Source organism: uncultured Campylobacter sp. (assembly GCF_937921625.1).
GTDB lineage: Bacteria > Campylobacterota > Campylobacteria > Campylobacterales > Campylobacteraceae > Campylobacter_B.
Map to the genome: position 1 here is coordinate 1 of NZ_CAKZTI010000020.1, position 9,851 is coordinate 9,851.

The 9,851-nt window shown below is 47.3% G+C and carries 10 protein-coding genes; 9 read left to right on the forward strand and 1 reads right to left on the reverse strand.

From position 1 onward, the window contains the following. The first annotated feature begins 210 nt into the window (after nt 1–210). The 9 genes from napA (at nt 211) to Q0101_RS02775 (ending at nt 8,187) form a co-directional block, all read left to right on the forward strand. Complete coding sequence (gene napA, locus Q0101_RS02735) at nt 211–2,994, forward strand: nitrate reductase catalytic subunit NapA (RefSeq protein ID WP_297942082.1); 2,784 nt, start codon at nt 211–213, stop codon at nt 2,992–2,994. A 3-nt stretch (nt 2,995–2,997) separates the two neighbouring features. Continuing rightward, entirely contained in the window at nt 2,998–3,756 is a 759-nt protein-coding gene (gene napG / locus Q0101_RS02740) for a ferredoxin-type protein NapG (RefSeq protein WP_297942085.1), read from the forward strand. Next, entirely contained in the window at nt 3,753–4,562 is an 810-nt protein-coding gene (gene napH / locus Q0101_RS02745; RefSeq protein WP_297942087.1) for a quinol dehydrogenase ferredoxin subunit NapH, read from the forward strand. The genes napG and napH overlap by 4 nt, the downstream gene beginning before the upstream one ends. Continuing rightward, nucleotides 4,559–5,092: a nitrate reductase cytochrome c-type subunit gene (locus Q0101_RS02750; RefSeq protein WP_297942089.1), complete on the forward strand. Its 534-nt coding sequence runs from the start codon at nt 4,559–4,561 to the stop codon at nt 5,090–5,092. The genes napH and Q0101_RS02750 overlap by 4 nt, the downstream gene beginning before the upstream one ends. 9 nt (nt 5,093–5,101) lie before the next feature. Continuing rightward, nucleotides 5,102–6,307 (forward strand): hypothetical protein, encoded by a 1,206-nt coding sequence (locus Q0101_RS02755; protein WP_297942092.1) that lies wholly within the window; start codon nt 5,102–5,104, stop codon nt 6,305–6,307. Next, nucleotides 6,304–6,639 carry a chaperone NapD gene (locus Q0101_RS02760; protein ID WP_297942094.1) on the forward strand — a complete coding sequence of 112 codons (336 nt, stop codon included), beginning with the start codon at nt 6,304–6,306 and terminating at the stop codon, nt 6,637–6,639. Before Q0101_RS02755 ends, Q0101_RS02760 begins: the two co-directional genes overlap by 4 nt. A 203-nt stretch (nt 6,640–6,842) precedes the next feature. Further along, entirely contained in the window at nt 6,843–7,463 is a 621-nt protein-coding gene (locus Q0101_RS02765) for a hypothetical protein (protein WP_297942096.1), read from the forward strand. A 122-nt stretch (nt 7,464–7,585) separates the two neighbouring features. Further along, nucleotides 7,586–7,774, forward strand: coding sequence for a hypothetical protein (locus Q0101_RS02770; RefSeq protein ID WP_297942098.1), 189 nt, complete (start codon nt 7,586–7,588; stop codon nt 7,772–7,774). A gap of 152 nt (nt 7,775–7,926) precedes the next feature. Continuing rightward, nucleotides 7,927–8,187, forward strand: coding sequence for a hypothetical protein (locus tag Q0101_RS02775; protein ID WP_297942101.1), 261 nt, complete (start codon nt 7,927–7,929; stop codon nt 8,185–8,187). Here Q0101_RS02775 and Q0101_RS02780 read toward each other — a convergent pair. Next, the gene (locus Q0101_RS02780; protein ID WP_297942104.1) at nt 8,160–9,569 is read right to left on the reverse strand and encodes an AI-2E family transporter; all 1,410 of its coding nucleotides are present in this window, start codon (nt 9,567–9,569) and stop codon (nt 8,160–8,162) included. The genes Q0101_RS02775 and Q0101_RS02780 overlap by 28 nt on opposite strands. Nucleotides 9,570–9,851: the final 282 nt, after the last annotated feature.

The window sequence follows — 9,851 nt, forward strand, 5'->3', positions numbered from 1 at the left end:
TTAATTAAATGAAAATCTATATTAAAATTTATCAAAAACTCGCTATCCTGATAAAATTTGAGCCACTAAATTTAAAATTTATAAAATTATTATCTTATATCTGAAATTCATTGCAGAAAAAACTTTGATTTTAATCTAGACTAAGCCGTTTTTTTATGCTATTATCCAAACGTTAATAGAAATTTAAATTCTAAACGAAAGGTTAATCTCATGGATAGACGAGACTTTATAAAAAGCTCTGCAGCAGCGGCTGCCTGTAGCGTTGCGGGCATCAGCTTGCCTAGCAGTCTTAGTGCTGCGGACGAAGCCGAAAAAGGCTGGCGCTGGGACAAGGCGGCTTGTCGCTTCTGCGGCACCGGCTGTGGCATCATGGTAGCCACCAAAGAGGGTAAGATCGTAGCGGTCAAAGGCGATCCGCTAGCCCCAGTAAATCGCGGTCTAAACTGCATCAAAGGCTATTTCAACGCCAAGATCATGTACGGCGCCGATCGCATTACCAAGCCTCTTTTGCGCGTAAATTCCAAGGGCGAATTCGATAAAAAGGGAAAATTTATCGAGATCAGCTGGCAAAGAGCGTTCGACGAAATGGAGAAGCATTTTAGGCGAGCCTATAACGAAGGCGGTCCCGAGGGCTTTGCCGTACTTGGCAGCGGTCAATACACGATCCCGGAAGGCTACGCCGCAGCAAAGCTAGTAAAGGCGGGCTTTCGCTCTAATAATCTCGATCCCAATGCTCGCCAGTGCATGGCTAGCGCCGTCGTAGGCTTTATGCAAACCTTCGGTATCGACGAGCCTGCGGGCGTTTTCGACGATATCGAGCTAACCGATACCATCATCGCCTGGGGCGCGAATATGGCTGAGATGCACCCTATCCTTTGGTCTCGCGTCTCCGACCACAAGCTTCGCAACCCGGATCGCGTAAAAGTTATAAATCTCTCGACCTACTCTAGCCGCACCTCAAACATCGCCGATATTGAAATTATATTCCGTCCAAATACCGATTTGGCGATATGGAACTACATAGCAAGGGAGATCGTCTACAATCACCCGGATATGATAGATGAGAAATTTATTAAAGAGCACTGCGTATTCGCTACCGGTCCAGTAGATATCGGCTACGGCCTACGAGAAGATATAAATCATAAAAAATACCGCAAAACCGAGCTTGATACAGCAGCTAAGCAAAAATCCAAAATTTTAAGCAAATCCGAGGGCGTTACGTTAGCATATCTGGGTATGAAAGAGGGCGACGTACTCGAAAACAAACACTCTGATAAATCGGATGCTCACTGGCTCATAAGCTTCGAAGAATTTAAAAAAGCGCTGGAGCCTTACACGTTAGAATTTGTAGCACCTTTAGCTAAGGGTGACGAAAGTGAGGATTTAGAAGCATTCAAAACCAAACTTAAGCAGCTGGCAGATTTTTATATAGAAAAAGATCGCAAAGTAGTAAGCTTTTGGACGATGGGCTTTAATCAGCACTCAAGAGGAACCTGGGTCAATGAGCAAAGCTACATGGTGCATTTCCTTCTTGGCAAGCAAGCTAAGCCCGGCTGCGGAGCGTTTTCGCTTACCGGTCAGCCTAGCGCTTGCGGCACGGCTAGAGAGGTGGGCACGTTTTCTCACCGCCTACCTGCTGATATGGTCGTGGCAAATCCGGCTCACAGAAAGGTTTCCGAAAAAATTTGGAAGCTTCCGGAAGGCACGATAAATCCAAAACCGGGTGCGCACTATGTGCAGGCTCTGCGCAATCTCGAAGACGGCAAGATAAAATGGATATGGGTTCAGGTCAACAACCCGTGGCAGCAGATCGCCAACGCAAACCATTGGATCGCAGCGGCGCGCGAGATGGATAACTTCATCGTAGTAAGCGAGCCATATCCGGGACTAAGCGCGAAGGTAGCCGATTTAATCCTGCCAACCGCGATGATCTACGAAAAGTGGGGCGCATACGGCAATGCCGAGCGCAGAACTCAGTGGTGGAGACAGCAGGTCCTTCCTGTGGGCGACGCGATGAGCGATACGTGGCAGATGCTAGAGTTTTCCAAGCGCTTCAAACTCAAGGATTTCTGGGGCGAGGTTAAAGTAAATGATAAGCTTACGTTACCAAGTGTCTTAGATAAAATTTCAGAATTCGGCTATACGCCAGAGACTACACTATTTGAAGTGCTCTTTGCAAACAAAGACGCTCAGGCTTTCGCTGCAAAAGATCCAATTATGGCAAGCTTCGATAACTCTGAAGTAAACGGCGACTCACGCGGCGTAATCGGCAGCGACGGCAAAGAATTTAAAGGCTATGGCTTTTTCATCCAAAAATATCTTTGGGAGGAGTACCGAAAATTCGGCACCGGTCACGGACACGATTTAGCTGATTTCGATACATATCACCGAGTGCGCGGTCTTAGATGGCCGGTCGTAGACGGCAAAGAAACACTTTGGCGCTTTAACGCCCAATACGATCCTTATGCCAAAAAAGCGGCTCCGGATAGTGACTTTGCCTTTTATGGCAACGCCAAAGCTGCGCTTCCTAGCGGCGATCTGAAATCAGCTACTTCGGGCGAAGAAAAAACAAGCCTTGCCAATAAAGCTAAAATTTTCTTCCGTCCGTATATGGATCCTGTAGAAGTGCCAAGCGAGGAATATCCTTTCTGGCTATGTACGGGTCGTGTGCTGGAGCACTGGCATACGGGCACTATGACTATGCGCGTGCCGGAGCTTTATCGCGCCGTACCAGAAGCAAGATGCTATATGAACGAAGCCGACGGCGCCAAAATCGGCGTACAACAAAACGAAATCGTCTGGATCGAGTCGCGCCGCGGCAAGGTAAAAGCGCGCGTGGACTTCCACGGACGTAACGTTCCGCCGAAAGGGCTTATTTTCGTGCCGTTTTTTGACGAGAAGGTTTATATCAACCGCGTCACGCTCGATCATACCTGTCCGCTTTCAAAAGAGACCGACTACAAAAAATGCGCGGTTAAAATTTACAAGGCGTAAATTATGGATAGGCGTGAGGTCTTAGGTATTCTTTCTTTAGCTGCGGGCATAGGCGTTCTGGGGCTCGGAGTCGCAAACTCTAACGAGCACGCCAAACTCCGCCCGCCCGCAGCCATAGGCGAGAAAGAATTTCTTAGCAAATGCCTAAGGTGCGGGCTTTGTGTCGAGGCGTGCCCATTTGATACGCTTAAGCTTGCGAGCTTTTGCGATCACGCTATTGCAAACGGCACGCCGTTTTTTATCCCGCGCGAAATTCCGTGCTATATGTGCGACGACATACCTTGCGTCGTAGCCTGTCCTAGCGACGCGCTAGATAAAAGCTTAGTAAGCGAAAACTCCAAGCTTAACGTGCGTCTATCCAAGATGGGCGTTGCGGTCATAGATACCGAGCATTGCATCGCTTACGCCGGTATCCAATGCGACGCGTGCGTGCGAAACTGCCCTGTAATGGACAAGGCACTTCGCATTGACTACCGCCACAACAACCGCACCGAAAAGCACGCCCTGCTCGTGCCCGTCGTAGATAGCGACTACTGCACGGGTTGCGGTAAATGCGAGCATGCCTGCGTCACGAAAAAGGCAGCTATCAGCGTCGTGGAGCGCGAGCGCGTCATAGGAATTTCCAGCGACAACTACGTCAAAGGTTGGATCAAGGGCGACGACGCGAAGCTAAAGGAAGCAGACACCAAAATTAAGCTCGATCCGCAAAAGAGTAAGGACTACTTAAACGAGGACGATCTAATGGAAGGGACTAGGCAATGAAATACACTATTTTAAGGCGTTTGAGCCAAATTTCTATTCTAGTCCTTTTTATTTTGGGAAATAATTTCGCCTTCAAAGCCGCGAGCGAAAACGGAATTTTATCAGGAATTCTAAAGGGCAATCTAAGCTCGTCGAAACTTTTCGGCACGATTAATCTAAGCGATCCGTTTGCGACGGCGCAGATGCTGCTAGCTAGCTTTTCTTTAGGTGCTACGGCGGTTATAGGAGCGCTTATCGTAGGAGCATTTTATGCGCTTATAGCGCCGCGATTATATTGCTCGTGGGTTTGCCCGATAAATTTACTAACCGATCTTGCCGCGTGGCTTCGTAAAAAATTTGGCGTGCACACCAAATTTTTAAACGTAAATCGCAAGGCTCGCTACGTCCTAGCGGTGCTAGCGCTTGTTTGCAGCGGAGCTTTCGGCTTTGCGGCGTTTGAGAGCGTAAATTTTATCTCGCTTTTCGCGCGCGCCGTCATATCGCTGAGCGCCAGTGCATTTGGAATCGCGCTACTGATCGTGGTTTTTGAAATTTTTGCAGGCGATCGCACTATCTGCTCGCGGCTATGCCCGCTCGGCGGATTTTGGGCTGCGCTTAGCTATTTTAGCGTCATTCGCGTTCGCCACGAGGTTGATAAATGCACGATGTGCGGCAAATGCAAAATGGTCTGCCCCGAAGTACAGGTGCTTAAGATGGTTGGGCGCGAAAACGGGCGCGTTAGCAGCGAGTGTATCAGCTGCGGACGCTGCATCGACGTATGCGACGACGATGCGTTAAATTTTAGTATATTAGGAGTGAAAAAATGAAAAAAATGGTTTTAGGCTTGGCTCTTGCATGCTGTGCGGCGCTATTTGCCGCGGACAAGACGGCTTCTATAGACGCCGACAGCTTGGGTTTTATAAAAAGCGTGGACGAATCTGCACAAAATAAAAATTCCCTGCCCGATTTCAAATATAGCGAGGATGCTCCGGGCGCCGCTTCAAAGATCGAGCGTAGCTTCGAAAACGCTCCGCCGCTCATACCGCACAGCCTAGAGGGGCTCGTGCCGATCACAAAGGATAACAATATGTGCGTAACCTGCCATATGCCCGATGTCGCTAAGGATGTAGGTTCTACGCCGATTCCAAAAAGCCACTTGGTGGACTTTCGCACAGGCGCGGATCTAAACGGCACGCTAGCCGAGCAGCGATTCAATTGCACTCAATGCCACGTACCGCAAGCCCAAACCAATCCGCTAGTGAAAAATAATTTTAAGGCTGATTTTAGCAGGTTTAGCGACGCAAATTCCACTTCTAATCTCATAGATACGCTAAATCAAGGCGCCGAGGTTGAGTAGGAGCGCGCGATGAAATTTTTACCACCGCTACTACTTTGCGCCTGCTTCATCTATGCCGGCAACGGCGTTGCAATACCTAGTGTCGCTGTGGGCATAGATGCGCCTGCAAAGATCAAACACGCTAGCTTCATACTAGAGCTTGACGCAAATGTCGCGGTGCTAAAAAATCTAGACGGCGAAATTTACGCAGGGCTTGACAACGGCAAGCTCTATAAAATAACCATTAGCTCCGTGGAGAGTTCCGCGCGAAATTCTGCAACCGGTCAAAATTTTGCAGATCAAAATTCCGCCGCAAGCACAAATTCCGATGCGGCGCAGAATTCCAATGCGAAAGCAAGCGTAAATTCCACGGGAAATTCCACCGCAAATTCCGCTGCCGTAAATTCTTTAGAAAATTCCGCGAAGCAGAATTCTGCCGAGAATTCTACGGCATTAAATTCCGCCTCTAATTCCGCCTCGGGCGCAATATCCAAAACGCTAATTTTCGCCCTGCCCTCGTCCAAAAATTACCTAGACGAGCCGATGGGCGCTACCATATTCGATGTCGATAAACTAGGCGAGCGATACGCATTTTTATATAATGGCGACGCGTTTGAAAAGATGCTGGGCGTGTTTGCAGGCGGCAAGATCACGCACTACAAATTGCCGATGACGGGGATTAAAAACGTCTATTTCTACGACGAAAATACCGTGATTTTGCTAGGTCTTGGTAGCGAAATTTTATACTTCGATCTATCTGGCGGCAAGGTAAGCTTCGAGCAAAAGCTCACCATCGCATCTTTGGGCGGCAGCGCTTACGACCGCGCTAGCGGGACGCTGCTAATCTCGTGCGAGGGCGGCATCGTGTTTTATTTCGACGCGAAAGCAAAAAAGCTTATGAGCCAAAAGTTCCTGCACAAGGACGGAATCTACTCCGTGGCGCTACTTGGCGATCGCATGATGAGCGGCTCGAACGACAAGGAAAGATCGTGCTACTACGAAAACGGCGATTTCACTAAATTTTATAACGCCCATTTTGCAGTTTTTGCTGTGGCGCTAAGCCCAGAGCTGGGCGCTTTTACCATTAATAACGGCGTGCGCGTAATCGATAAAGCAGGCGAGATCGTCCGCAGCATCGAGCTAGGTAACGATATCATCAACTATCTGCTTTTCGAAGGAGATTATCTCGTGGGCTCGGGGTACAATAGATATATCTACTTTTGGGGGCTAAAATGAATATTTCAAGCGTCGTGATCTATCTAGGCGCAAATACCGACGTAGCGGCGTTTCGCAAGGAGCTGCAAAGTATCGGCGGCTGCGAGTTTGTCGCGTGCGAGGACGGCAAGGCGGTAGCCACGATTAGCGCGGAGGGCTTCGAGGACGAGATCGCCGCATTTCGCGCGATAGAAGCCATAGAGGGCGTAAGCGAGGCGATGATGATCTACTCATACTCCGATCTGGACGCAGATATCACCGCGGCAAACTCCGACAACGGCGAGCAGATAATGCGCGAGCTGGACGAAAAAGACCCGAGCCAGATCAAATACGGCGGCAAGGTGCGGGTCTAAACCGCCGCCGCAAATTTTAAAATTTTACCGCCAAATGTAAATTTTAAAATTTCAAATTTAACTACCAAATTTAACTATATAATTTTAACTGCGCAAACAAGCTTGGAATTTTTACAGCAAGTCGTTTGCTGCAAGCGCTGCGGATTATGGGCTCGTTAAGCTTGCATTGGATAATATAGCGCAATCTGCCCGAAGGAGTAAGCTTGCGCCTGAAGTACCTTTGTATCATAGTTTTTCTGATCTGGGTTTGCATATTTATCGCCTTGCTGCCCACATATAGAATTTCAGCAATCTTAGAAGCGCTTGATTTTAGCGATAAAAACCTGACGCAAAGAGAGCTTGTAGAGCTAAATTTAAAAGATTACCTAAAAAAGCTTCACTACTTAGATAACTATCCGCAAATAGATTTTGGCAAGATGGCGGATGTTCACTTAGACAAAAACGGCTATGAGAGAGTAAGATTTTCATGGTGCAACGGCGATAAATATCCCGATGACAGATGCGAATTTTGGAAGCTGGATAAAAGGCTAAATTTTGATTATCTAATGGATCTGGGTTCTAAAATTTGCAAAAACGGCGAACCTATACAAAACGCCGAAGAGATTGTAGAAAACGACGAGGTTTTAAAGCTGCGCCTCTTTTATCCCTGGGAGCAAGGGCATTTGATTGACAAAGATGGAAATTTTATAGAGAATTTTATATATATGAGGTTTGGAGATGGCGCCAACCACTCATTCGACCTATTTACTGATTTTGTATTTATAAGTAAAAATGACATACAATTACCAATTATGTACGAAACAAAAACTAAAAATTTGACATAATTACTCCAGAAAACAGATGTTATAGGTGGCTTTTAAACTCTATATTTAGGGATGTAGTTTATCAACAAAAAAAGAGCATATACCCGTTTTGCTATAACTATAAAAAGATAATTGATGAAAATATGGATTGCTATAGAGAATATATATTTTCTTTCATTTCAATATACGACAAGGGGAGCAATCTCGATTATGAAACGATATTTTATAATAAAAATTTATACTATGATAAACATGAGACGGACATACTTTTCAAACAATACCAAAATTTAAAAAATCAAAAGAATAAGATAAATTTTAACTCGCAAGGATAAGGCGACGAAAGTGGGTATTGAGTTGCTGGGCATTGCTTGCTAGAGCTGAAGTTAAAATTCTTTCTTTTATTATCGACTACTTTAAATTTAAACTCTAATCCATAAAATTTCGCCACGCCGCGCGGTGTAGCTTAAAAATACTGCGCCGCCGCATGACGCGACCCAAAATAACCGCGCCGATACTCGCGATCTTTGCTCTAAAATTCGTCAAAGAGCGCGAGCAGCAGCTGAAATTAAAATTTACCTTTAAATTTAAAGCCTTTAAGCTCGCGCAAGAGCGCAAGCAGACAAAATCGCAAGGACGAGAGAGCCGCAAGGACGTGCTAAGCATTGCACTTTACGGGCGGCATTTTCATAAATTTAAAAGCGCCAAGCGGCGCAAGCCCTACTCGAATTCTATCTTTTTTAGATAATCGTATAAATTTAGCACCGCGATAAATAGCGTTAAAATCGCAGGCCCCAAGATCACGCCCCAGAACCCAAACGTGCTGATGCCCGAAAGCATCGAGAAGAAGATCAGCATCTCGTTGATGTTTGCGGGGTTTTCTACTAAGCGCGAGTTGATAAATTTTATCACGAGCGGCTTTACGAAGCTGTCCGCGAGCGTCGAGATCAGTATCACGCAATACGCCATTATCACGATCGCGCCCGAGGTGCTACCCCCCGCTAGTACGTATAGCGCGGTGGGTACATAGATGAGCGCGCCGCCTACTGCGGGGATGAGCGAGCAGAAGGCGAAAAGCACCCCCATCAGCAGCGCGTCAAAGCCGAAGATCCCCGCGATGATCGAAAACAAAAAGCCCTGCAATACGGCGTTGAAGATGGTCGAGTAAAACACGACGCTCATCGTATTTGCCGTCTCGGAAAAGATATAATCGATCTGCGCGGGCTCGACGGGTAGAATTTTTTTGAAAAAGCGCTTGAAGCTCTCGCCGTAGAGGTATGCAAAAAAGCAAAATACGATGATGAGTACCATATCGACGATAAATTTCGCGCTGGATTTCCCGACGACTGAGAGGTAGGAGATGATCTGCTTCGCCACGCCCGCGACGTCTAGGTTCGCCAAAAACGAGCGAAACTGCGTATCGAATTTTTCAAAAGGCCCGGGCAGCTTGATGTTTAGGCTCTGAACGTAGCTAAGCGCATCGTTTAGGCGCGCCATATCGAAGCCCGCGGCGTTTTTGGCGATCTCGATCACTGCGTAGATGAAGGGCACGAAAAAAAGCGCGCAGAGCAAAAACAGGCTAAGCACCGAGGCTAGCGTGCGCCTGCCGCGGCACAGCTCCGTTACTTTAGCGTGCAGACCCGAGGTCGCCACCGCCATCAGCACGCCGATTGCGATCACCATCAAAAACGGCGAGAACAGATAGATCACGCAGCAAAACATCAGCAAAGTAGCGCCGATAAAAAATATCTTGTTCGTTTTCGCGCGCCCGCTAGCCTTGGCAAGGCCTGCTTTCATACCCGCAGCGGCTCCCGAAGCAGCGGCGTCGCCTAACGCGGAAGCATTAGCCGAGAAGGTTTCGTTAGCTTCAGCAGTGTCGCTAAGCGCAGCCACACCAGCAGATGAGACTTTGTCGGTTTTGACCCGGTTTTTGCTTTGATTTTCGGCAGCGGTTTTGGCTTTGTTTTTGACGACTGTTTTGGCTTCGGCGGTGGCTTCGATTTTAATCTCGGCATTATTTACAGTCTGATTTTCGGTGAAATTTTGCGCCTCGCTTTTGGCGTTATTTTGGGCTATATTTTCAGCCAGGTTTTCATTGCGGCTTGCGGCGTTATCTTTTGGCGTCGGCAAATTTTATCCTTTTGAAATTTGATGAGCTATTTTATAAATTTTTTTATCAGATTTCGATTAAATTTTGAAATTTCATAAAATTTGCGAGCGATACTCTCACATTTCGCGCATGCGGCGTATGGCGTATCGTATATGTGCGATGCGAACCATACATATACGACTACACTTGAGCTATGCGATTGGTATGCAAGGGCGGGCATTATGTACATTTAAGGCAGTACATTTCTTTGCGCCTACGTCACGCTCGAGCCCTGCGCGCACCGCGGCAAGACCCCATCTTGC

Bases quoted from the DNA above. Each gene is read 5' to 3' on its own strand.
- napA (WP_297942082.1), top strand. From the start codon at position 211: ATGGATAGACGAGACTTTATAAAAAGCTCTGCAGCAGCGGCTGCCTGT.
- napG (WP_297942085.1), top strand. From the start codon at position 2,998: ATGGATAGGCGTGAGGTCTTAGGTATTCTTTCTTTAGCTGCGGGCATA.
- napH (WP_297942087.1), top strand. From the start codon at position 3,753: ATGAAATACACTATTTTAAGGCGTTTGAGCCAAATTTCTATTCTAGTC.
- Q0101_RS02750 (WP_297942089.1), top strand. From the start codon at position 4,559: ATGAAAAAAATGGTTTTAGGCTTGGCTCTTGCATGCTGTGCGGCGCTA.
- Q0101_RS02755 (WP_297942092.1), top strand. From the start codon at position 5,102: ATGAAATTTTTACCACCGCTACTACTTTGCGCCTGCTTCATCTATGCC.
- Q0101_RS02760 (WP_297942094.1), top strand. From the start codon at position 6,304: ATGAATATTTCAAGCGTCGTGATCTATCTAGGCGCAAATACCGACGTA.
- Q0101_RS02770 (WP_297942098.1), top strand. From the start codon at position 7,586: ATGGATTGCTATAGAGAATATATATTTTCTTTCATTTCAATATACGAC.
- Q0101_RS02775 (WP_297942101.1), top strand. From the start codon at position 7,927: ATGACGCGACCCAAAATAACCGCGCCGATACTCGCGATCTTTGCTCTA.